Raw genomic sequence first — 22,599 nt, forward strand, 5'->3', positions numbered from 1 at the left:
CGGCATTCCGCGCCGAAATCCTCGCACGTTAACGATTCATGATTGTACCCTGGGATTTCGTCCCGGATGCATTGTCAATTGCGATGCCGGGCGATATAACGGAGCCGGTCCCGGTAGGTTTTGCGATCCCGTTTTCGTGCCGCCGATTGCCGCCTGATAACGGTATGTTAACCTACCAGTGGCCTGATATGGCAGGCGACTGTCGCTGGCGGGCGCGGAGAATCGGGGAGCGCCGAAACACGCGTCTTTCGGATGCCCGGGCCGTTTGCCGGCTCAGTTGCAGTTCAGAGGTGCCCAGGATGGATTTCACGTTTGCCCGCCACAATATGGTGGAAAGCCAGTTGCGGCCCAACAAGGTCACGGACAGCGGGGTTCTGGCGGCGATGGGGACGCTGCCGCGCGAACGCTTTCTGCCCGAGATGATGCAGTCTGTCGCATATACGGACGAGGATCTGTGCATCGCCCCGGCCCGCTATCTGATGGAGCCGATCGTGGCGGCGCGGTTGATTCAGGCGGCGGCGCCCTCGGAGCGCGATTTGGCGCTCGTGGTCGGCGGTGGGGCCGGATATGAAGCCGCGGTGCTGGCCAGCATGGTCGAAACCGTGTTCGTCGTGGAAAGCGACGCCGCGCTGTTCGCCGCGGCGAACACGCTGTTCTCCGATCTGGCGCTCGACAATATCGTGATCGTCGAAGGCGCCCTCGAGGAGGGGCTTGGCGGTCAGGGCCCGTTCAATATTATCCTGATCAATGGCTGCGTGCAGATCCTGCCGGAAAGTCTGAAGGCGCAACTTGCTGAAAATGGACGGCTGGTGTGCGTTATGGACAAAGGCGATGGCATTGGCCGGGCGACGGTATTGCAGCGCACCGGCGGCGCCATTTCGCACCGGACCTTGTTCGATGCCTCGGTTCCCGTACTCGACGCGTTCCGAAAAGCCTCAAGTTTTGTGTTTTAGTACTATAATATGTCAATATTTTGTAGTTACCCTTATATTATCTTATTTGAATTGTGCGAATCGAATAATTTCAGGATGAAGTCTTGAGACAACAACATAACCGGCAATAATCCTGGATGCCGGCAATTAAGGGATGATAATGCAACGGTTGGCCAAGATTACGGGGCTGTCGGCGATATTTGCGGTCGCTTCGCTGGTTCCCGCGCAGGCGCAAAGCCTGGACGAGGCCCTGGCGTTGGCCTACCAGAATAATCCGACAATCGAAGCGGGACGCGCTGCATTGCGGGCGATCGATGAAGGCGTGCCGCAGGCATTGTCCGGATGGCGTCCGGATGTGCGGATCAACGGCGAGGCAAGCCGACTGCACCAGAGCAGCAACCGTATTGCCGCCTTGAGCGACGATGACCGGAACACATTTCGCGGCAGCCTGACGGTCACGCAGAATGTCTATGCCGGCGGCCAGACCGAAGCGGAAATCCGGCAGGCGAAGCACCTGGTGAGCGCCCAGCGGGCCCGGCTGTTCGCCACCGAACAGCTGGTCCTGCTCGACGGCGTGACGGCTTATATGAACGTGTTTCGTGAAGAAGCCGTGCTCGAACTCAATGTCGGTAATGAACAGGTGCTTTCACGCCAGTTGGAGGCGACCCAGGACCGTTTCGACGTGGGCGAGGTGACGCGGACTGACGTCGCTCAGGCGGAAGCGGCGCTGGCCCGCGCAAAGGCTGTCCGAATCAAGGCGGAAGGCGATCTGGAAGTGAGCCGGGCCTTTTACCGGCAGATCGTCGGCGTTTTGCCCGTTGCGGTTCCTTTGCCCGATTTTGCGCCCGGGACGCCTGCTTCGGCGGAAGAAGCGGCGGCAATGGCGGCGGAAAAAAATCCGGAAGTGATCAGCGTTCTGTTCGCGGAGCGCGCCGCGCGCGAATTCGCCGATCAGGTGAAGGGCGAGTTGCTGCCGTCGGTCGATATCGTTGGCGAGGCCGCGCAGGGCCGCAACACCGGTGCGCGCGGTCAGAATGTCGATAATCTGACCATCACGGCGGAACTGACCGTGCCGATCTATCAGCGGGGCGAGGTATCCAGCCGGATACGCGAGGCCATTCAACTCGCCGGACAGCGACGGCTGGAAATCGAGGAAGCCCGCCGCTCGGCTATCGAGGAAGCGGCGAGCGCCTTTGAACTGTTCAACTCGGCGCGGGCCAGCATCCTGTCCCGCGACGCGGAAGTAAGCGCGGCCAGGATTGCGCAGGAGGGCGTGGCGCAGGAGGCGGCGGTCGGTTCCCGGACTGTGCTGGATGTCCTGGACGCGGAACAGGCGCTGCTCGACGCCCAGGTCAACCTTGTCAGGGACCAGCGCGACGCCATCGTGGCAAGTTACGCGCTGCTGGCCGCTGTCGGCGGCATGACCGCGGCAAATCTGGCGCTGCCGGTCGATTTGTATGACGAGACGAAGTATTACCGGCAGGTTCGGGACAAGTTATGGGGTTACGATTGACCGTCCCGGAACGACGTTCTGAAGGGGCTCTGACACGCACCTGTCCCACGCTTTCGGGTCATTGGCCCGGCGCCAGGATCTGCCTGTTTGACGTGCTGTACGGGAAGGGCAAGTAATGACCGATGAAAGCCAGGAACCCTCCATGGAGGAAATTCTCGCCTCCATACGGAAGATAATTTCGGAAGATAGCGAGGATGCCGACGAAGACGCGGTTGCTGCTGCGGTGGAACCCGAGCCGGAGCCCGAACCCGAGCCGGAGCCTGAACCCGAGCCCGAACCGGAAGACGACGACGAACTGGAACTCCTGGACGAAGTCGAACCGGAGCCTGAGCCTGAGCCCGAACCGGAACCCGCGCTGCCGGAACCGGTCGACGAAATAACGCTCGAGGATGAAATCCTCGAAGACGACGACATGCTCGTCTCGGCGGCAACGACGGCGGCGGGCGCCGGCGCCTTCGCAGCGCTCGCCGGCGCCATCGACCCGAATATGCGCCTCGGCAACGTGGACCGTACGCTGGAGTCCCTCGTCAAGGAAGTGATGCGGCCATTGCTGCGTGACTGGCTTGAAGCCAACCTGCCGGTTATCGTAGAACGCCTGGTCAAGCGGGAAGTCGAGAAAATGTCGGCCAAGGCAAGAGAGTAACGGGGCGTTTTTCACGGTCCTGTTGACGAATACCTGACCCCATTAAAAGAGGACCGTTCAGCGATGCTGGACAAGACGTATCTGCCCGAGGCGGTAGAGGAAAAACATTACAGGCGCTGGGAAGCCGCCGGCGCATTCGAGGCCGGCCGCAAACCGGACGGCGCCCCCTATACCATTGTGATTCCGCCACCGAACGTGACCGGAAGCCTGCATATCGGCCATGCGCTGAACAATACGCTGCAGGATATCCTGATCCGCTATCAGCGCATGCGCGGCCGTGATGCGCTTTGGCAGCCGGGCATGGACCACGCGGGTATCGCCACGCAGATGGTGGTCGAGCGTCAGCTCGAGGCGGGCAATTCTTCGCGCAAGGAACTGGGGCGCGAGAAATTCATCGATACCGTCTGGGCATGGAAGGCGGAATCAGGCGGCACGATCCTGGGGCAGCTCAAGCGTCTTGGCGCGTCCTGCGACTGGTCGCGCGAACGCTTCACGATGGATGAGGGGCTCAGCGACGCGGTCCGCAAGGTTTTCGTCGAACTCTACCGAGAAGGCCTGATCTACAAGGATCAGCGGTTGGTCAACTGGGACCCCAAGCTGCAGACCGCAATTTCCGACCTTGAAGTGCAGCCACAGGAAGTCAACGGCAAGCTATGGTACTTTAAGTATCCTGTAGAAGGACTTGAAAATACTTACTTAACCGTTGCAACGACCCGCCCGGAAACGATGCTGGGCGATACCGCTGTTGCGGTCCATCCCGACGACGAACGCTACACGCACCTCATTGGCAGCTACTGCATCCTGCCGCTGGTGGGACGGAAAATCATTATTGTCGCCGATGAACATGCGGATCCGGAAACCGGGTCGGGCGCGGTGAAGATCACCCCGGCGCATGACTTCAACGATTTCGAGGTTGGCCGCCGCCATAACCTGGAAATGATCAATATTTTCGACGTTTCGGCGCATATCAATGACAATGCCCCGGAAAAATACCGTGGCATGGACCGTTTTGTTGCGCGCGAAGCCATCGTTGCCGATATGGCGGCGGCGGGCTGTCTCGACCGGGTCGAGGAACAACTCCATACCGTGCCCTATGGCGACCGCGGTGGCGTGCCGGTCGAGCCCTACCTGACCGTACAATGGTATGTCGACGCCGCGACCCTGGCGAAGCCGGCCATTGCGGCGGTGGAAAGCGGCCAGGTGACATTCGTTCCCGGCAACTGGGACAAGACGTATTTCGAATGGATGCGCAATATCCAGCCCTGGTGCATTTCGCGCCAGCTCTGGTGGGGTCACCGTATTCCGGCGTGGTACGGCCCCGATGGCGAATTTTTCGTCGCCGTGGACGAGGCGGAAGCACAGGCGGCCGCCAACGCGTATTACGGCAGGGATGTGACCCTGACGCAGGACGAGGATGTCCTGGATACCTGGTTCTCGTCCGGGTTATGGCCGTTCTCGACCCTGGGCTGGCCGGAAGAGACGCCGGAACTGGCGCGCTATTACCCGACCGATGTGCTGGTCACCGGCTTCGATATCATCTTCTTCTGGGTCGCCCGGATGATGATGCTGGGCATTCATTTCATGAAAGCGCCGCCCTTCCACACGGTCTATGTCCACGCGCTGGTGCGTGACGAGCAGGGCCAGAAAATGTCCAAGTCGAAGGGCAATGTCATCGATCCGCTGGAATTGATAGACCGGTTCGGCGGCGATGCGCTGCGCTTTACCCTCGCGTCGCTGGCGGCGCCGGGGCGCGATATCAAACTGTCGGAACAGCGGGTCGAAGGCTCGCGGAATTTCGTGACCAAACTCTGGAATGCGGCGCGTTTCTGCGAAATCAACGAATGTGCGTTGGCGCCCGGTTACGACCCGGCGGCGTGCAAACAGACGCTGAACCGCTGGATGGTGGGTGAAACCGCGCGTTGCGCGCGCGAGGTCGCGGATGCCATCGCCGTCTACCGCTTCAACGATGCCGCGCAGATATTGTACCAGTTCACCTGGGGCACGTTCTGCGACTGGTATGTGGAACTGTCCAAGCCGCTGGTGACCGGCGATGACGCCGCGGCGCGGGCGGAAACCCGGGCGACGACAGCCTGGGTACTGGCCCAGACCCTGAAAATGCTGCACCCCTTCGTGCCGTTCGTGACCGAGGAACTGTGGACGCGGTTCGGCGACAGCGATTTGCTGATCGACGAGTCATGGCCAGACCTGGACGAGGGTCTCGCCGATGCCGACGCGCGCGCGGAAATGGAATGGGTGATCGGGCTGATTACCGGTATCCGGTCGCTGCGATCGGAAATGAACGTGCCGCCGGGGGCCAAGATTCCGATGCGCCTGACGGATGCCAATGAGACCAGCTTGACATGGCTTACCCGGCACAACGCGCTGCTGACCCGGCTGGCGCGGCTGGAATCGGCTGTCCCGGGCGATGAAGTCCCCAGGGGTGCGGTGCAACTGGTGCACGGCGAAGCCATTTCAGCGCTGCTGATCGCGGACGTTATTGATGTCGCACAGGAAAAGGCGCGGCTTGAAAAGGCCATCGCCAAAACCGAAGGCGAGGCGATGAAGCTGGAAAAGAAACTGGACAACGCGCAGTTCATGGCCAGGGCGCCTGAAAGCGTCGTCGAGGAGCAGCGGGAACGCCTCGCGGCCGAACAGGCAACGCGGGCGAAGCTCGCCGATGCGCTGGATCGCCTGTCGTCGGTCATGTAGGGACGAAGGCGCGAATTCTCCCATGGTATCGCAATCAAAGCGGCGTTTCCTGCAACTGTTGATCGGTGTGGCGGGGTTAACCCTTGCTGGCGGATCACGGGCAGCCGAGGCGCGGCGCGTGGAAATCCGCCTTGCCGGCGGCAAGCCTGTCGGCGCCGATGTGGTCAGGTTGATTCAGGGCGAAACCGTCACATTCGAATGGCAATCCGATACGGCCATGGAGCTGCACCTCCATGGCTATGACATTGAAATAATGCTGCAACCCGGAACATCGGTTACGACGCCGTTCAGGGCCCATGCCAGCGGTCGCTTTCCCCTGACCAGCCATGGTGCGGGGCATGGCCATGCGGCGCTGCTGTATATCGAAGTGCATCCGGACTGATACGGCAATGACGCACCGTCAGGGGATGGAGATCGCGGCGTCAATTGTGACTTTCGCCGCTGTCATCTCCCCATATCCGGCGGCGGCGCATGCCTTCGGGCAGCGCTACGACCTGCCGGTCCCCCTGGCGCTGTACGTGACCGGTGCGGGCGCGACGGTCGCGCTTTCCTTCGCGGTGATGGCGCTGTTCATGCGGCGGCAGGGCGACGCGTTACCGTCCGCTGAAATCGATCTGTCAGATACGGCGGCCGGCCGGGCAATGTGCAGCCCGCTTGTTACCGGCCTGCTGCGAATTATCTTTGCCGGCCTGTTCCTACTGGTGGTCGTGGCAGGGTTCATCGGGGTCGATAATCCGCAACGGAATATCGCCCCTGTCACGGTCTGGATCGTCGGCTGGATCGGTGTCGCTTATATCAGCGCGCTGTTCGGCGATCTGTGGTCGCTCGTCAACCCCTGGTCGACGATCTACCGCTGGGTCGTGCGGGACAGTGACCGCGTTCGGGAATATCCCGCATGGCTTGGAATGTGGCCGGCAATCGTGCTGTTCTGGACCTTCGCCTGCCTGGAACTCGTGTCGGAATCGGGTGAATCGCCGCGCCAGCTTGCGTTTCTGATTATCATGTATTCGGCTGTGACCTGGGGCGGCATGGCGGTGTTCGGTCCCCGGGCCTGGCTGTCTAATGGGGAAGCTTTTTCGGCCATATTCTCACTGTTCGGACGCTTCGCGCCTCTGGGGCAGGGCCGGCGGGGGAGGCTGGTCCTGCGCCCGCCCGCGGTCGGGCTGCTGACCGAAAACCCCGTATCCTTTACCTGTACCGTCTTCGTATTGCTGATCCTGTCCACCGTGACCTTCGACGGGTTCCTGGAAACACCGGCATGGGCAGGGTTGCTGCAGGATCTGCTGGCGGGGCCCGCGGCACAAGCGATGACGGAATTTGGCCTGAACCCGCTGAAAACAATCAAGACGCTGGCAATGCTGGCTTTTCTGCTGGGATTCATCGGCGTCTATCTTCTGTGCTGCCATGTGATGGCCCTGGCGGAAGCAGGGGCTTCGGCCTCGCGTCTCGCCGGCAGTTTTGTACTGCCGCTGGTGCCGATCGCCATCGCCTATCATCTGGCTCATTACCTGTCCTACCTGCTGATTTCCGGACAGGCGATTATTCCGCTGGCATCGGATCCGTTCGGATTCGGCTGGGACCTGTTCGGTAGCGCGGATTACCGCACCGATATCGGCATCATCGGCGCCCGCGCGGTTTGGTATCTGTCGGTGGCGTCCATCGTTATGGGCCACCTGCTCGCGGTGTATCTGTCGCACCGCATGGCGTTGCGCGTGTTTTCGACCGCACGCGCAGCCCGGCGCAGTCAGGCGGCGATGCTGGCGCTGATGGTCGCCTATACGATGGTCAGCCTGTGGATTCTGTCGCAGCCGGTCGTTTCCGCAGGGTAGGTCTGCGGGGGCATGGCGGACCGGCTCATTGTGCGGAATATTCTTCCACGATCAGCTGCGGTCTGGCGACGGACTCATCCCGGCCCTGTTCGGTCCCGTTCAGGAAGACGGTACCTCCCGCGCCGATCCCGACACGGATGTCGAGCCCCAGCCGGGGAATCCCGCCAATATCGAATTCATGGGCGATTCTGGCCGTCGCCCGCGTCTTGCCGTCGCCGATCGGCAGGCGCTGGTACGCGACCGCGTGGGAACTGCCGATATAGAAAATGCCGACAACCAGTTCGGCGCTGCTATTCGCGTAGCCCGGCACCTCGACAATGACCCGGTACCGGCTGTCCGGCGCGGCGGGGACGATTTCTCGCCCCATGATGCTCGCGGTTTCTGCGACGGAAGGCGCGCCATCGGCAGAAACGCGGTTACCGAGGCCGACATAGGACACGTATTCAAATTCCGTGCGGTTGACCGGCTCGCCCGAAATTTCCCCTCTGGAAGCCTTCGGCGTGTGCGCCTGAATCGCGGCCGAAGAGGCTGCCGGTTTCGGCGGCGCGGTTGCGGCGCTACCGCTAGGGACGACGGATATGGCGTGCGTCGGCTTGCCGTCGTCGCAGCGCAGGGTGACCTGCGACGTACCGGTCTCGTTCTTGTCCACGTAAATTTTGTCGCTATTCTTCGTTTCCAGGCACAGCCAGGTCGCCGAAAAATCCTTGACGCAGCCGCCGGCCGGGTCGCCGCCGACGAGGGCGTTACCCGTCCTGAATGTGCATTCCGGCCTGCCGGCACATGCGCCGGAAACGCCCCGTGTTGCATTGCCGTCCCGGGCAATATTGATGATCGGGGGCGGCAGCGCCACGCCCTTGCAGTTTCCGCCAAATGTCGCCTCCGCGATATAGATACCCGCTTTGGGCGCCAGCGCCGCGATTATCCCGTCCGCGAACAACTCATAGCCGCGGGAATTGTGGTGCGGCATATCTTTCGTCACGGGAAAGAACAGGTCGTGGTCGCCGCTGGCCCTGACTGCCCGGTCGAGGTCGATGAAGGGCAGTCCGGCCGCACGTGCTTCCGCCATGACAGCGTCGATATGCGGCGGCAGTATACCAAGGCGGTAATATGCAGCACCCCAGATCGGCGCGAAATACAACCTGCCGCCCCAGGCTTCCACGTCGCGTCTTGCGGTGCGCAGGATCAGCCCGATAATCTTCGCGACATCGGCCGAATCCTTGACGGATGCAATATCGGGCATTCCGGTTCCCGCGACCTCCCGAAGGCGCCGCAGGACGTCAGCCGCCTCCTCCCGGCCGTCTGCCGCGTAGGCGGCGGCGTTCGTGCCATGGGCGTCAATCAGCGGCCGCCAGCGGTCCGGATCGTTCCAGATGGTCTTCCAGATGCGGTCCACCTCGCCCTGGCGCCGGGCCAGCCCCTGCGTGTAGTCGCTGTCGAAATAGCGCATCAGGATCCGGCTGCGCAGTTCGTGATCGCGCAGATCCTCAAGATCGTTTCCCACCGTGTAAAACCAGACGACTGTTTTCGGCTTCAGCACCCTGCCGTATTCCCGCAAGGCCGCGAGGTTGAACAGCGGCCCGTTGCCGCCGACGCCGACGGATATCCCGGCATAGCCTTTTCGCCGCAAGTGCCCGGCGATGCTCTGTTCCTGGTGGACGCACTGGCCGTAGATGAACGAATCGCCCACCAGCATGACGCGGTCCCCGCCCATGGCGTAAACCGTATCGTCGTTGTTGAAACCGTAACGGTCGCTGTGCAGGACAGGAAACTGCTGCTGGTCGCCTTCGTTGCAATTGGCGGTCGTGACGTTCGCAATGCCGCTCAGGGGCAGTAACGGGAGCGTGCCATTATCCGCCAGTTCGATCTGCGAGCGCAGGGACGGGCTGCGATAGGCCTCAATACCGGCATTCCGCAGCGATGCGACGACCTCGTCGACCGACCGGTTGTCCGCCGCGCGTTCGATTCGGATCTCCGGCCCGGTCGTGTCGCCGGGCGGTTGCAGCAGGGCGACCGACTGGCGGATGACCGCTTCCGGGCTGACGCCGAAATGGGGCAACAACAGGCTGCCTGGTATGCCGACTACGGCCATGGCCGCCACGGACAAGGCAAGATTCCGTTGCAGTCGAGGCGGCAGTGCAATGACGATTGCGGCCAGCACGGCAACGGCGATCGCAACCGACGTATAGACCGTTTCGAAATAATTGATCCGCGGAATATTGACCAGACGATATACCGCATAGGCGCCAAAACCTGCGGAAAGTGCCAGGAAGAACAGGCTCTCCGGCCGACAAAAATTGCGTAAACCATTCATTTCTGGCGGCCTCTACTTTGCGCGTGGAGGGACGAAACCCGGACCCGGTAATCCGGCGTAATCTGGTTTACAATCTCATGTCAGACAATGCCGTTGCAGGGGGGAATAGCCGGCAGGGCCGGAATTGGGTGAATTTTCCGGGCGGTACCGTTCCCGGATCAGGCGGCGTCGGCGATTTCCACCCAGACCGGTGTGTGGTCGGACGTTTTTTCCCTGCCGCGCGGCCTGCGGTCTATTTCGCAGGCGACAAGCCGGTCCGCAGCCTGCGGCGACAGCAGGTGATGGTCGATTCGCAGCCCTTCGTCCCGCGACCATCGGCCGCGCTGGTAGTCCCAGAAACTGTACGCGCCGATTTCCTTGTGCAGGGCGCGCCACGCCTCGGTCACGCCCATATTCAGGATCGTGCGGAACCGGGCCCGCGATTCCGGCCGGCACAGGGCGTCATCGGCCCAGCCTTCCGGGTCGTACACGTCATCATCGGTCGGCACGATATTGAAATCGCCGCCCAGCACGAAGGGTATTTCGGCAGGCAGCAGCATATCGCGGACATGGGCGATCAGCCGGTCCATCCAGGCGAGTTTATAGGGGAACTTGTCCGAATCGGCCGGGTTCCCGTTCGGCAGATAGATCGACGCCACGCGCAGGCCGCCAATGGTGGCTTCGATGTAGCGGGCCTGTTCGTCGCTGTCATCGCCGGGCAGGCCCATCCTGATATCCTCGATCGGCAGCTTCGAGAGGATCGCGACGCCGTTATAGCTCTTCTGTCCGTGTATCGCGGTCTGGTAACCCAGCGCGGAGATTTCCAGCGCCGGGAAATCCTCGGAGACCGTCTTGATTTCCTGCAGCAGGGCGACGTCGGGTGCGGCTTCTTCCAGCCATTCGAGGACACGCGGCAGTCGCGCCTTTACCGAATTGACGTTGAATGTGGCGATCTTCACGGAATTTTGCGCGGATCAGGTCGAAAAAGAGGTGCCGCAACCGCAGGACGTGACCGCGTTGGGGTTGTTGATCTGGAAAGAGGAACCCACCATGTCGTCTACATAGTCAATCTGGCTGCCGCTCAGCAGGCCCATCGACACGTCGTCGATCACCACCTTGACCTCGTCGTCGCCGAATACGAGATCGTCTTCGGTTACCGCGCTTTCAAAGTCGAATCCATACTGGTAACCGGCGCAGCCGCCGCCCGAAACGGTCACCCGCAGCATGGCGTCAGGTTTGTTTTCCGCCTCGAAAATCTGGACCAGACGTGCGCGCGCGGATTCCGAAATCGTGAATTGTGCTTCCCCGGGCAGGGTTTCGGTCGCGAAAGGGTCGGACATGCTATTCTCCAGTTATGCCGCACGCAGTATACCATACCCTATGTAGGGTGCTAACTCTGCCTTTCAATTGGATGTTTTCCCGTCAGGAGATTTGCGGATGAATATTTCGCTGGCGCCATATGCGTCGGATGCCGCGAAAAGCCGGGGCCGCGCCTTTCCGGAGCCGGAAAGCCGCCATCGGACGCCGTTTCAGCGCGACCGCGACCGGATTATCCATTCGACCGCGTTCCGCCGCCTGAAGCACAAGACCCAGGTCTTTGTCGCGCCTGAAGGCGACCACTACCGCACCCGGCTGACCCATAGCCTGGAGGTGGCGCAGATCGCCCGCGCCCTGGGCCGCACGCTGCGGCTGGACGAGGACCTGTGCGAGGCGCAGGCGCTGGCGCATGATTTCGGCCATCCGCCCTTCGGCCATGCGGGGGAAGAGGCGCTGGACGAGGCGATGGGCGGTTTCGGTTGCTTCGACCACAATGAACAGACGCTGCGCGTTCTCACGATGCTGGAGAAACGCTATCCCGCTTTCGACGGGCTGAATCTGTGCTGGGAGACGCTGGAAGGCATTGCCAAGCATAACGGACCGGTCGGATCGCCGTCGCCGACACTGCTGGCGATCGACCGGTTGTTTCCGCTGGAACTCGATACGTTTCCGGGGCCGGAGGCCCAGGTCGCCGCCATTTCCGACGATATCGCCTACAATAATCACGACCTCGACGACGGCTTGCGGGCGGGCGCCTTCACGGTCGACGACCTTCGTGAGGTTCCGCATGTGGCGACGGTTTTCGCCCGGGTTTGCGCGGAATTTCCCGATGTCGCGGAAACGCGGCTGGTGCATGAAATGGTCCGGCGGCTGATCGGGGGCATGGTGGAGGATGTCCTTGAGGAAACCGGGCGGCGGCTTGCCGCGGCGGCGCCGGCGGATGTTGCGGATATCCGGAAAATGCGGGACGCGGTTGTTGCGTTCTCTCCGACGATGAGCGAAAAGGAGCGCACGCTGAAAGATTTCCTGTTTCGGCACATGTACCGGCACGAGGCGGTCGTTGAACAGACGGGACGGGCGCGTGTCGTGGTGAAGCAGTTGTTTGAAATGTTTATCGGAAATCCACAGCTGTTGCCGCCGGAATGGCGGCGCGCGGTATCGTCGCCGAATTCGCCGGAAACCGCACGAATCGCCGCGGACTATATCGCCGGAATGACCGACCAGTACGCGCTGCGGGAGCATCGCGATTTGATCGAAAAGAACAGTTGAACCGATGAATATCTTTACAGAGTACCGCAACGAAATTGCTCGTGTCCTGGAGGGTCTGGTTGCCGATGGTACATTGCCGGCGGCTCTGGACCTTTCGCGGATAACGGTCGATCCGCCGCGCGATGCGGCGCATGGCGACATGTCGACCAATGCGGCGATGGTGCTGGCAAAGCCGGCGGGCGTGAAGCCGCGCGACCTGGCGGCGCTGATCGCCGACCGGCTGGCGGGCGCGCCGGGCGTGGCTTCGACGGAAATCGCGGGACCGGGCTTTCTCAACCTGCGGCTCGACACGTCCGTCTGGCGGGGTTGCCTCACCGATATTCTGGAATCCGGCACGGCCTATGGTAATTCGGTCATCGGCGCGGGCGAGGCGGTGAATGTCGAATTCGTCTCCGCCAACCCGACCGGACCGATGCATATCGGCCACGCGCGGGGGGCCGTGTTCGGCGATGTGCTGGCGACCCTGCTGGACAAGGCCGGGTATGCGGTGACGCGCGAATACTACATCAACGACGCGGGCGAGCAGGTGAATGTGCTCAGCCGTTCCGCCTATCTGCGCTATCGCGAGGCGCTGGGTGAGGATATCGGCGAAATTCCCAGCGGGCTGTACCCGGGGGATTATCTTTGCCCGGTTGGCAGGGCGCTGGCGGAACAATACGGCGATCGCTGGCTGGACAGCCCGGAAGAAGAATGGCTGCCGGAACTGCGCGCCTTCACCATCGACCGGATGATGGACATGGTGCGCGCGGATCTGGCCGCCTTCGGCATCCGACACGATGTCTTCACGTCCGAGCGCAGGCTGGTCGAGGAAGGGAAGGTGGACGCGGCGCTGAAAACCCTGTCCGAACGGGGGCTTATCTATAAGGGCGTGCTGGAACCGCCGAAGGGCAAACAGCCGGATGACTGGGAACCGCGCGAGCAGACGCTGTTCCGGGCAACGGATTTCGGCGACGAGGTCGACCGGCCGCTGGTGAAATCGGACGGGAGCTGGACCTATTTCGCGTCCGATATCGCCTATCACCTGGACAAGTTCCAGCGCGGTGCGAAGGCGCTGATCGATGTCTGGGGCGCCGATCACGGCGGCTATGTGCGGCGGATGAAGGCGGCGACCGATGCGATCAGCAACGGTCAGGCGGCGCTCGATGTCAAAATTTGCCAGATCGTCAAGCTGATGGATAACGGTGAACCGATCAAGATGTCCAAGCGGTCCGGGACGTTCGTGACCCTGCGCGACCTGATCGACGAAGTCGGGGCCGGTGTCGTGCGGTTCATCATGCTGACGCGCAGCAACGACGCGCCGCTCGATTTCGATCTGGCCAAGGTAACGGAGCAGTCGCGCGACAACCCGGTTTTCTATGTCCAGTACGCGCATGCGCGCTGTCATTCGGTCGCCCGTATGGCGGCGGGGGCGTTTCCGGACCTGGCGGATGCGGACGGCAAGGGCGCGGATCTGTCGCTTCTGGCGGACGAAGCGGAACTGGCGCTGATCCGGCTTCTGGCGCAATGGCCGCGCACGGTCGAGGCGGCGGCAATTGCCCATGAACCGCACCGAATCGCCTATTATCTCCATGACGTGGCCGCCGGGTTCCATGGCTTGTGGACCAAGGGCAAGGAACAGGTGGATTTGCGGGTGGTTATCGATGATAACCGCTCGCTGACGGAAGCGAGACTGGCGCTTGTTACCGGCGTGAAAACGGTCATCGCGTCGGGACTGGAACTGATGGGGGTAACCCCGGTCGAGGAATTGCGCGATGGTTAATGGCAAAGACCCGATCGAAACGGAACTCGACAGGCTCGACGCCGAGGATGGTGGCAATGCAGGGCCGGGCAATCTGCGTCGCTTCCTGCCGGCAACGCTGGCGATCGTCACGGTTGCCGGATTTGCCGGCGTGGTCTGGTACGCCTACAGCACGGGTATTCGCGAAGGCAGCGAGTTTGCCGCGCCGCTGCTGGAAGCTGCCGGGCCGAGTAAAATTGCGCCGCAGGATCCGGGCGGCCGGGAAATTCCCGATCAGGACAAACAGGTGTATGGCGCGATAGACCGGTCGGACAATGTCGCCAAGGTGGAACGGCTGCTGCCGCCGCCGGAAAACCCGCTGCCGGTACCGGTGGCGCCAGCGCCCGTAGCGCCGCCACCCGTGGCCGATCCGCAGCTCGATGTACCGGAAACCCCGCCGGTCCTGGCGTCACCCCCGCCGCCGCCATCCATCACCGGGCCGCTCGAATCGCCGGGCAGCGCCGATGCACCGCCGAATCCGGCGGATACGGCGACATTGCCCGAGCCCGCACCGCAGTCACTCGTTCCGCCAAAGCCGGCAGAGCCGCCTGCGCCCGTTCCCGCGCCCCGGCCGGCCGTCGAAGAAAAGCCGGCGCCGGTCGCCGTGCCGGAACCGGTGGCGCCGCCCAGGCCGGAACCGGTCGCGGCCCCGCCCGTGGCGGATAATTTCCGGATTCAGCTGGCGTCGCTGCGAACCGCGGATGCCGCGAAAATCGCCTGGGAAAAGCGGGCGAAGGAAGCGGGTCCGCTGCTGGCCGATGTGACGCTGTTCGTTGCAGAGGTGGAAATCCCCGGCAAGGGTACTTTTTTCCGCGCGCAGGGTGGACCGTTTGCCGACAAGGAATCGGCACAGAAGGTCTGTGAGGCGCTGAAGGAAAAGAAGATCGGCTGCTTCGTCGTCAAGCGGTGAACGAATTGACCCAATCCGGGAATGTGGCCAACGCGGTAATTTTCGGCTGTGCGGGGCCGTCGCTGAGTGACAGCGAACGGCAATTCTTCCGGGATGCCGCACCCGCGGGGTTCATTCTGTTTGCCCGCAACATCGAAACGCCGGCGCAGGTGCGGCGGCTCGTGGCGGAATTGCGGGAATGTTCCGGAGGCGGCGCCGCCTTTGTTCTGATCGATCAGGAGGGCGGCCGCGTGGCGCGGTTGAAGCCGCCGCACTGGCGCGAGGCGCCGCCGGCGGGCCGGATCGGTGCACTGTATACTTACAGTCCGGAGGCCGGGGTGGCGGCGGCGTGGCTTAACGCCAGGCTGCAGGCGGAGGAACTCCATGCGCTGGGTATCGATGTCGATTGCGCGCCGGTGCTCGATCTGTGCGTGCCGGGCGCCCACGACATCATCGGCGACCGCTCGTTCGGCGCGGATACGGCTGCGATTTCGATGCTGGGACGAAGCGCCTGTAACGGTTTCATGGCTGGCGGCGTGCTGCCGGTCGTCAAGCATGTGCCGGGGCATGGCAGGGCTCTGCAGGACAGCCACATGGCCCTGCCGGTCGTGACCGTTGCGCGGGACGTGCTGGAAGACACAGATTTCGCGCCCTTTCGCGCGCTGGCCGACATGCCCGCCGCAATGACCGCCCATGTCGTCTATGACGCCGTGGACCCCGACCATCCGGCGACAACATCGGCAATTGTCATTCGGGACGTCATTCGGGGCGCGATCGGCTTCGACGGACTGCTGATCAGCGATGATTTGTCCATGAAGGCATTGCAGGGCGGGCTCGGTGCACGTGCCGCAGCGGCGCGCAGGGCGGGCTGCGACGTGGTCCTGCATTGCAACGGCGCGATGCCGGAAATGCAGGCGGTTGCCGCCGAGAGCGGCCGGCTGTCGCCGGATGCCGAGCGGCGGATCACTGCGGCAAGGGCGTGTTTGTCGGCGCGAAAAGACCTTCCTGACAATGCATTGGAACACTTTTCTGAACTGATGTCGCAATTGCCATGATGGGCGATATCAGCCAGATTGCGCTGACGGCTTCGGTCTGGGTCATTCCGGTGCTGATCGCGGTGACGCTGCATGAAGCCGCGCATGGCTGGGCGGCATGGAAACTCGGCGATGACACGGCGAAGATCCTCGGCCGGGTCAGCTTCAATCCGTTTCGCCATGTCGATCGCTTCGGAACCATCATACTGCCGGCGATGCTGCTTTTCATGCGGTCGCCCTTCCTGTTCGGCTGGGCAAAGCCCGTACCGGTCAATTTCCGGAGGCTGCGGGATCCGCGCCGGGGCATGGTGCTGGTGGCCGCCGCCGGGCCGGGAGCCAATTTCATCCTTGCCTACGGCTCGGCGCTGCTGCTGCACGGGGCCCCGTTTCTGCCGGACGATGTGGCGCCCTGGGTGGTCGCGAACCTCGTCAATTCCATCAAACTGAATGTTATCCTGGCGGTGTTCAACATGCTGCCGCTGCCGCCGCTTGACGGCGGCCGAGTGGCGGTTGGACTGCTGCCGGGATATCTGGCGGACCCGTTGGCGCGCCTGGAAAAATACGGGTTGTTCATCCTGATCGGTCTGATTTTCCTGCTGCCGCTGGTCGGCCGGGAATTCGGCTATGACGTGAACGTATTTTCCTGGGTTGTCGGCGGTCCGGTTGCCTATCTGACAGAAGCCATTGCGATGGCTGCCGGCATTCATTAGATCAGACCGTGGTTTGTTGGAATCGCCTCCAGCGACCCAACCGCGGCGTAAACCTGATCTGTCTTACTGAAGGTGCTCCAGCAAAGCCTATGGCGGAAGAAACGACACAGAACGGCGCCCCGGACGCGTTTGAAAGCGAAACACCTGATTACGTCGTGTCGCTGGATGACAGTCTGGTGCTGGACCTGGACGGGTTTTCCGGCCCCATCGACGTGCTGCTGGCGCTGGCCCGCGACCACAAGGTCGATATCACCCGGATATCCATTCTGGCGCTGGCCGACCAGTACCTCGCCTTTATTGCGCGGGCGCGGGAATTACGGCTGGAAATTGCGGCGGATTACCTGGTCATGGCGGCGTGGCTGGCCTATCTGAAATCGCGCCTGCTGCTGCCCCACAACGATGACGCGGACGAGCCGTCCGGCGCCGAACTGGCCGCGCGGCTGGCGTTTCAGTTGCAGCGCCTGGAAGCGATGCGCAAGGCCTCCGAGCAGTTGATGCAACTGCCGCAACTCGGCCAGGAATTCTTCGCCCGCGGCGCGCCGGACCCGGTGATTGTCGAGACGACGACGGAGTTCACCGCCAAACTGTATGACCTGCTGTCCGTCTACGGCTTGATCCGGCAACGCAACGAATCCTCGGTGTTGCATATTGCGCCGCTGAACCTGTATTCGATGGACGATGCGCTGATCCGTCTCAGCAAGCTGATCGGTAATATTCCGGACTGGACCGTTCTGTCGAATTTCCTGCCGGAGGGCGACGGCGATGCGCTTGTCGTACGGTCGGGCATCGCGTCGACCTTTGCCGCCAGCCTTGAACTCACCAAGCAGGGCAAGCTGCAATTGAGCCAGTCCGAAACCTTCGCGCCCATTTTCCTGCGTGGCAGAAAAAATGACCCCGACAATGGATAGATTTGAACTGATGCGCCTGCTGGAGGCGATGCTGTTCGGGTCGAGCGAGCCGCTATCCGTTCGCGAGTTGACGGAGCGCATGCCGGAGGGCGCCGATATTCCTGGCCTGGTTTCGGAACTGCGGGAGCAATACGCCAATCGCGGCGTGCATCTGGTGCAACTGGATACGCGCTGGGCGTTCCGGACCGCGCCGGATCTCGGGCCGCATCTGCGCCTGAAACGGACGGTGCAACGCAAGATGTCCCGCGCGGCGCTCGAAGTGCTGGCCATCGTGGCCTATCACCAGCCGGTGACGCGGGCGGAGATCGAGGAAATCCGGGGCGTGGCGACCAGCCGCGGAACGCTGGACATCCTGCTTGAGGCCGGCTGGATCCGGCCCCGTGGCCGGCGGCGGACGCCGGGTCGTCCGGTCACCTGGGGCGTATCGGAAGCCTTCCTGGATCATTTCGGCCTGGAAAGCATTGAGGCCCTGCCGGGTATCGAGGAGTTGAAGGCGGCGGGTCTGCTCGAGCGGCGACCCGGGCTCGGCCTGCTGTCGGCCTTCGCGGATGACGAGGCGCAGGATTCCGATCCGGATGCGCCGGATATGGAAGAAGACCCTTATGACGCCGTGGAACCGGACGATGCCATTCCGCTGGATGAGTGAGCCGGAGCAGGGGATGAAATGACGGATTCGGCCGCGGTTATCGCGCTGGAAGATGTCGGCCACGCCTATGACGGCGTGGTTGCCGTCGATGGTTTGAACCTGTCCGTGCGGGCCGGGGAAGTCGTCTGCCTGCTGGGGCCGTCCGGCTGCGGCAAGACGACGGTCCTGCGCATCGTTGCCGGGCTGGAACGGCTGCAGCGGGGTCGTGTCCTGCTGAATGGAAAGAACGCCGTCGTCAAGGGAGCGGATCTCCCGCCAGAGCGTCGCAATATCGGCTTCCTGTTCCAGGATTACGCGCTGTTTCCGCATCTGACGGTCGCGCAGAATATCGGCTTCGGCCTTCAGCGACTGCCCGCCGGTGACCGGCAGGCACGGATTGCGGAAGTCCTGGAACTGGTCGTGATGGGGGATTACGGCGCGCGCTACCCGCACGAACTGTCCGGCGGCCAGCAGCAGCGGGTGGCGCTGGCGCGTTCGCTGGCGCCGAAGCCGCCGCTCGTGCTGCTCGATGAACCGTTTTCCGGGCTGGATGCACGGATGCGCGATCAGGTGCGCGACCAGACCCTGCATGCTCTGCAGCAAAGCGGGGCCGCGGCCCTGATGGTGACCCACGACGCGGAAGAAGCCATGTTCATGGGCGACCGGATCGCGGTGATGCGCGGCGGCCGGATGATACAGTGCGGCGCGCCGGTCGAACTCTATTGCCAGCCGCATGACGCCTTCGTGACGGAATTTTTCGGTGAGGTGAACCGGCTGCGCGGCACGGTCTGCAATGGCAGGGTCGCGACGCCGTTTGGCGACCTGCCGGCGGGCCTGCTGGACGAGGGTGCCTGCGCGGATATTCTGATCCGCCCGGAAGCGTTGCGGCTTGGTCCGGCGACGGGCGATTTCGAGCCCGCCAGCGTGGCGACCGTGATCGCGTCGCGGATGCTGGGCCGTACCAGCCTGATTCACCTCCGCATCGGCCGGGGAGAGGACGGCGAACTGCATCTGCATTCCCGCATGCCGGGCCGGTTCCTGCCGCCGGAGAATACGCCGCTTGTCGTGACCCTGGACCGCGCGCAGGCCTTTGTTTTCCCTGCCGAACACTTACATGATATGGTATCGTCGGATTAGACTGATCGTTGCGGTGAGCGGTTGTTTACTGTCATGATCGCCGACAAGCGGATCTGCCGGGTTTTGATGAATTTGCAAGGAATGAATAATGGGTGCTTTTAGCATTTGGCATTGGCTGATCGTGCTGGTGGTCGTGCTGGTCCTGTTTGGCGGAAAAGGCAAAATTTCCAGCCTGATGGGAGACTTCGGCAAAGGTTTGAAATCCTTCAAGAAAAACATCAAGGATGAAAACGACAAAGGCACGGCGGAGGATTCCCAGGCTCTGGAAGACGATCGGCCGGCTACTGTTTCCAGGGATGCCGCCGAACCGGAGAAAGGCTCCAAGTCCGCTTCCTGATCCCGGTTCCGGAAATCGGGCGGTCGCTTGGGGCTGACAGTGTCTGAACATGCTTGACGTCGGCTGGCAGGAACTTTTCATCATCGCGGTCGTCACGATTCTCGTGGTCGGACCGAAGGAAATTCCACGCGTGCTGCGCACGGTTTCGCTCTGGACCCGCAAGATCAAGAGCATGGCCCGGGAATTCCAGAGCAGCATCGACGACCTCGCGCGTGAAACCGAGCTCGATGACATCAAGAAGGAGCTCCAGCGGGCGAAGGATTTCGACCTCGAGCGCGATATCGAGGACGCCATCGACCCGACCGGCGAGATGTCCAATTCGATCCGTGACATTGAAAAGTCCATGGACACCCCGGAGAAACCGCCCGGCCCGGCGAAGGCGTCCATCGTGAAGCCTGAAAAGCCGTCGGAGACGGAGGCCGCGCCGCCGGCCGTTCCCGCCGCCAAACCCGCGGGCGAAAAGGGATGACCGACGAACCGGAGGAAAACGGCGACGGCGGCAAAATGTCGCTGCTCGAGCATCTGGTGGAACTGCGGGCCCGGTTGATGTGGTCGGTCGGCGCATTCGTCCTCTGCTTTATCGTCGCCTATTATTTCGCCAACCCGGTGTTCAATTTCCTGGTGCAACCGCTCGCGGACATGTGGGCGGAAGATGCGCAGCCGCGGCGTCTTATTTTTACCGCGATGCAGGAAAAATTCTTCACCGATCTGAAAATCGCCTTTTTCGTCGGCGCCTTCATTTCCTTTCCGGTTATCGCGATCCAGGTCTGGCTGTTCGTGGCGCCGGGTCTTTATAAAAACGAAAAGCGGGCGTTTCTGCCGTTTCTGGTGGCAACCCCGGTGCTGTTCTTCGCGGGCGGCGCCTTCGTCTATTATCTGGTCCTGCCGGTGGCGTGGAATTTTTTCGCCAGCTTCGAGCAGGCGGCGGCCGCGGGGAATCTGGCGATCGAACTGGAGCCGAAGGTCGACCAGTATCTGTCGCTTGTCATGCAGTTGATTTTCGCCTTCGGGCTATGTTTTGAACTGCCGGTCATTCTCACCCTGCTGGCGCGGATCGGCTTCATTTCGTCTGCCGGGATGCGCAAGAACCGCCGCTATGCGATCCTCATTGCCTTCGTTGCCGCGGCGATCCTGACGCCGCCCGATCCGATCAGCCAGCTTGGCCTCGCGATCCCGATCATATTTCTGTATGAAATCTCGATCCTCTGCGCGCGCATGACCGAGAAGCGGCAGCAGAAGGAAACCGCGGACGCCGAACGGGAAGATGAATTCCCAGCCTGACGCTTGAATCTCAACATGTTATGAGCGGTGGACGTGGCGACGGGGCTTGACCTATAAACGCGATTCAGCGCGTATCATGGTGGCTGGGAAGACGTCCCGACCGCAAGAGGGCCAGATGCACGATTTACGTTACATTCGCGAGACGCCGGAAGCGTTCGACCGCGGTCTCGCGCGGCGCGGGCTTCCGGGCGTATCCCCGGAAATCCTGGAACTCGATTCCCGGCGCCGCGCGACCCAGACGGCGCTGCAGGAAATGCTGCAGCGGCGCAATGAAGCATCCCGGCAGGTCGGGCTGGCGAAACGCAGCGGCGAGGATGCGGATGGATTGATCGCCGAGGTCCAGGGCCTGAAGGACGATATCGCCGCCGGCGAGGAAACCGCGAAAGCGCTGGAAGCGCAGCTGACATCGATCCTGGAGGAACTGCCAAACCTGCCCGCCGATGACGTCCCCGATGGCGGCGGCGAAGCCGACAACGTCGAACGGCGCAAGGTCGGCGAGAAGCCGGCGTTCGATTTCGCGCCGCGGGAACATTTCGACATTGGCGAAACGCTCGGGCTGATGGATTTCGAAGGCGCGGCGGCGCTGTCCGGTTCCCGTTTCGTGGTGCTGCGCGGCGCGCTGGCGCGTATGGACCGTGCGCTTGGCAATTTCATGATCGACCTGCATACGGCGGAACATGGCTTCGCCGAAGTATCGCCGCCGGCGCTGGTGCGGGAAAACGCCCTGTACGGCACCGGGCAATTGCCGAAATTCGCCGCGGATCTCTATCGTACCACGGATGATTACTGGCTGATTCCGACGGCGGAAGTGCCGCTGACCAACCTGTCGGCGGACGTCCTGTACGACGAAGAGGTGCTGCCGCAGCGTGTGACGGCCTGGACCCAGTGCTTCCGTTCGGAAGCCGGAGCCGCGGGCAAGGATACCCGGGGCATGCTGCGCCAGCACCAGTTCGGCAAGGTCGAGATGGTCTGCATTACGCATCCGGACCAGTCCAATGCGGAACTGGAACGCATGACCGGCTGTGCCGAAGAAGTGCTGAAACGTCTCGGACTCCCCTACCGGGTGGTGACATTGTGCACCGGCGATATGGGATTCAGCGCGCGAAAGACCTATGATATAGAGGTCTGGTTGCCGGGGCAGGACGCCTATCGCGAAATTTCGAGCTGTTCGAACTGCGGTGATTTCCAGGCGCGACGCATGAATGCGCGGTTCCGGCCGAAGGGCGAAAAAGGCACGCGTTTCGTGCATACGCTGAACGGTTCCGGGATCGCCATCGGTCGCGCGCTGATCGCGGTGCTGGAGAATTACCAGAATGCCGACGGCAGCGTGACCGTGCCGGGCGCATTGCGGCCCTATATGGGCGGCATGGAACGTATCGAAGCAGCCGGGGGCGCCTGA

General features: G+C 62.4%; 21 protein-coding genes. 18 read left to right on the forward strand and 3 right to left on the reverse strand.

From position 1 onward, the window contains the following. Window positions 1–299 precede the first annotated feature (299 nt). The 6 genes from WD767_08410 to WD767_08435 all read left to right on the forward strand — a co-directional run bounded on the left by WD767_08410 (window position 300) and on the right by WD767_08435 (window position 7,626). Window positions 300–953 (forward strand): protein-L-isoaspartate O-methyltransferase, encoded by a 654-nt coding sequence (locus WD767_08410; GenBank protein ID MEX2616102.1) that lies wholly within the window; start codon window positions 300–302, stop codon window positions 951–953. A gap of 139 nt (window positions 954–1,092) precedes the next feature. Next, entirely contained in the window at window positions 1,093–2,445 is a 1,353-nt protein-coding gene (locus WD767_08415) for a TolC family outer membrane protein (protein MEX2616103.1), read from the forward strand. Between the two features lie 115 nt (window positions 2,446–2,560). Further along, a complete protein-coding gene (locus tag WD767_08420; protein MEX2616104.1) occupies window positions 2,561–3,088 on the forward strand; it encodes a DUF2497 domain-containing protein in 528 nt (175 codons plus the stop codon). Between the two features lie 63 nt (window positions 3,089–3,151). Next, window positions 3,152–5,797 carry a valine--tRNA ligase gene (locus WD767_08425; protein ID MEX2616105.1) on the forward strand — a complete coding sequence of 882 codons (2,646 nt, stop codon included), beginning with the start codon at window positions 3,152–3,154 and terminating at the stop codon, window positions 5,795–5,797. A gap of 22 nt (window positions 5,798–5,819) precedes the next feature. After that, complete coding sequence (locus WD767_08430; GenBank protein ID MEX2616106.1) at window positions 5,820–6,179, forward strand: hypothetical protein; 360 nt, start codon at window positions 5,820–5,822, stop codon at window positions 6,177–6,179. 7 nt (window positions 6,180–6,186) lie between these two features. Continuing rightward, the gene (locus WD767_08435) at window positions 6,187–7,626 is read left to right on the forward strand and encodes a hypothetical protein (GenBank protein ID MEX2616107.1); all 1,440 of its coding nucleotides are present in this window, start codon (window positions 6,187–6,189) and stop codon (window positions 7,624–7,626) included. Between the two features lie 25 nt (window positions 7,627–7,651). On the opposite strand, the gene WD767_08440 is transcribed toward WD767_08435, so the two are convergent. The 3 genes from WD767_08440 to erpA all read right to left on the reverse strand — a co-directional run bounded on the left by WD767_08440 (window position 7,652) and on the right by erpA (window position 11,256). Then, window positions 7,652–9,937 carry a hypothetical protein gene (locus WD767_08440; protein MEX2616108.1) on the reverse strand — a complete coding sequence of 762 codons (2,286 nt, stop codon included), beginning with the start codon at window positions 9,935–9,937 and terminating at the stop codon, window positions 7,652–7,654. Between the two features lie 158 nt (window positions 9,938–10,095). Then, window positions 10,096–10,875, reverse strand: a complete 780-nt coding sequence (xth, locus tag WD767_08445; protein ID MEX2616109.1) for an exodeoxyribonuclease III — start codon at window positions 10,873–10,875, stop codon at window positions 10,096–10,098. 15 nt (window positions 10,876–10,890) lie between these two features. Then, entirely contained in the window at window positions 10,891–11,256 is a 366-nt protein-coding gene (gene erpA, locus WD767_08450) for an iron-sulfur cluster insertion protein ErpA (protein MEX2616110.1), read from the reverse strand. Window positions 11,257–11,353: 97 nt separating this feature from the next. On the opposite strand from erpA, the gene WD767_08455 reads away from it, so the two are divergent. The 12 genes from WD767_08455 (at window position 11,354) to serS (ending at window position 22,599) form a co-directional block, all read left to right on the forward strand. Beyond that, the gene (locus WD767_08455; GenBank protein MEX2616111.1) at window positions 11,354–12,502 is read left to right on the forward strand and encodes a deoxyguanosinetriphosphate triphosphohydrolase; all 1,149 of its coding nucleotides are present in this window, start codon (window positions 11,354–11,356) and stop codon (window positions 12,500–12,502) included. Between the two features lie 4 nt (window positions 12,503–12,506). Further along, window positions 12,507–14,261 (forward strand): arginine--tRNA ligase, encoded by a 1,755-nt coding sequence (argS, locus tag WD767_08460; GenBank protein ID MEX2616112.1) that lies wholly within the window; start codon window positions 12,507–12,509, stop codon window positions 14,259–14,261. After that, window positions 14,254–15,189: an SPOR domain-containing protein gene (locus tag WD767_08465; protein ID MEX2616113.1), complete on the forward strand. Its 936-nt coding sequence runs from the start codon at window positions 14,254–14,256 to the stop codon at window positions 15,187–15,189. The genes argS and WD767_08465 overlap by 8 nt, the downstream gene beginning before the upstream one ends. Window positions 15,190–15,194: 5 nt before the next feature. Further along, the gene (gene nagZ, locus WD767_08470) at window positions 15,195–16,223 is read left to right on the forward strand and encodes a beta-N-acetylhexosaminidase (GenBank protein ID MEX2616114.1); all 1,029 of its coding nucleotides are present in this window, start codon (window positions 15,195–15,197) and stop codon (window positions 16,221–16,223) included. Next, window positions 16,220–16,912 (forward strand): site-2 protease family protein, encoded by a 693-nt coding sequence (locus tag WD767_08475; protein ID MEX2616115.1) that lies wholly within the window; start codon window positions 16,220–16,222, stop codon window positions 16,910–16,912. Before nagZ ends, WD767_08475 begins: the two co-directional genes overlap by 4 nt. An 89-nt stretch (window positions 16,913–17,001) precedes the next feature. Beyond that, complete coding sequence (locus WD767_08480) at window positions 17,002–17,820, forward strand: ScpA family protein (GenBank protein MEX2616116.1); 819 nt, start codon at window positions 17,002–17,004, stop codon at window positions 17,818–17,820. After that, the gene (gene scpB, locus WD767_08485) at window positions 17,813–18,466 is read left to right on the forward strand and encodes an SMC-Scp complex subunit ScpB (protein MEX2616117.1); all 654 of its coding nucleotides are present in this window, start codon (window positions 17,813–17,815) and stop codon (window positions 18,464–18,466) included. The genes WD767_08480 and scpB overlap by 8 nt, the downstream gene beginning before the upstream one ends. 18 nt (window positions 18,467–18,484) lie before the next feature. Continuing rightward, window positions 18,485–19,582, forward strand: coding sequence for an ABC transporter ATP-binding protein (locus WD767_08490; GenBank protein MEX2616118.1), 1,098 nt, complete (start codon window positions 18,485–18,487; stop codon window positions 19,580–19,582). Between the two features lie 88 nt (window positions 19,583–19,670). Beyond that, a complete protein-coding gene (locus tag WD767_08495) occupies window positions 19,671–19,919 on the forward strand; it encodes a twin-arginine translocase TatA/TatE family subunit (GenBank protein ID MEX2616119.1) in 249 nt (82 codons plus the stop codon). A gap of 49 nt (window positions 19,920–19,968) precedes the next feature. Then, window positions 19,969–20,388, forward strand: coding sequence for a Sec-independent protein translocase protein TatB (gene tatB / locus WD767_08500; GenBank protein ID MEX2616120.1), 420 nt, complete (start codon window positions 19,969–19,971; stop codon window positions 20,386–20,388). Further along, on the forward strand, window positions 20,385–21,200 hold the full coding sequence (gene tatC, locus WD767_08505) for a twin-arginine translocase subunit TatC (GenBank protein ID MEX2616121.1): 816 nt from the start codon (window positions 20,385–20,387) through the stop codon (window positions 21,198–21,200). The genes tatB and tatC overlap by 4 nt, the downstream gene beginning before the upstream one ends. Before the next feature lie 115 nt (window positions 21,201–21,315). Beyond that, window positions 21,316–22,599 (forward strand): serine--tRNA ligase, encoded by a 1,284-nt coding sequence (gene serS, locus WD767_08510; GenBank protein MEX2616122.1) that lies wholly within the window; start codon window positions 21,316–21,318, stop codon window positions 22,597–22,599.

The organism is Alphaproteobacteria bacterium (assembly GCA_040905865.1).
Lineage (GTDB): Bacteria > Pseudomonadota > Alphaproteobacteria > UBA8366.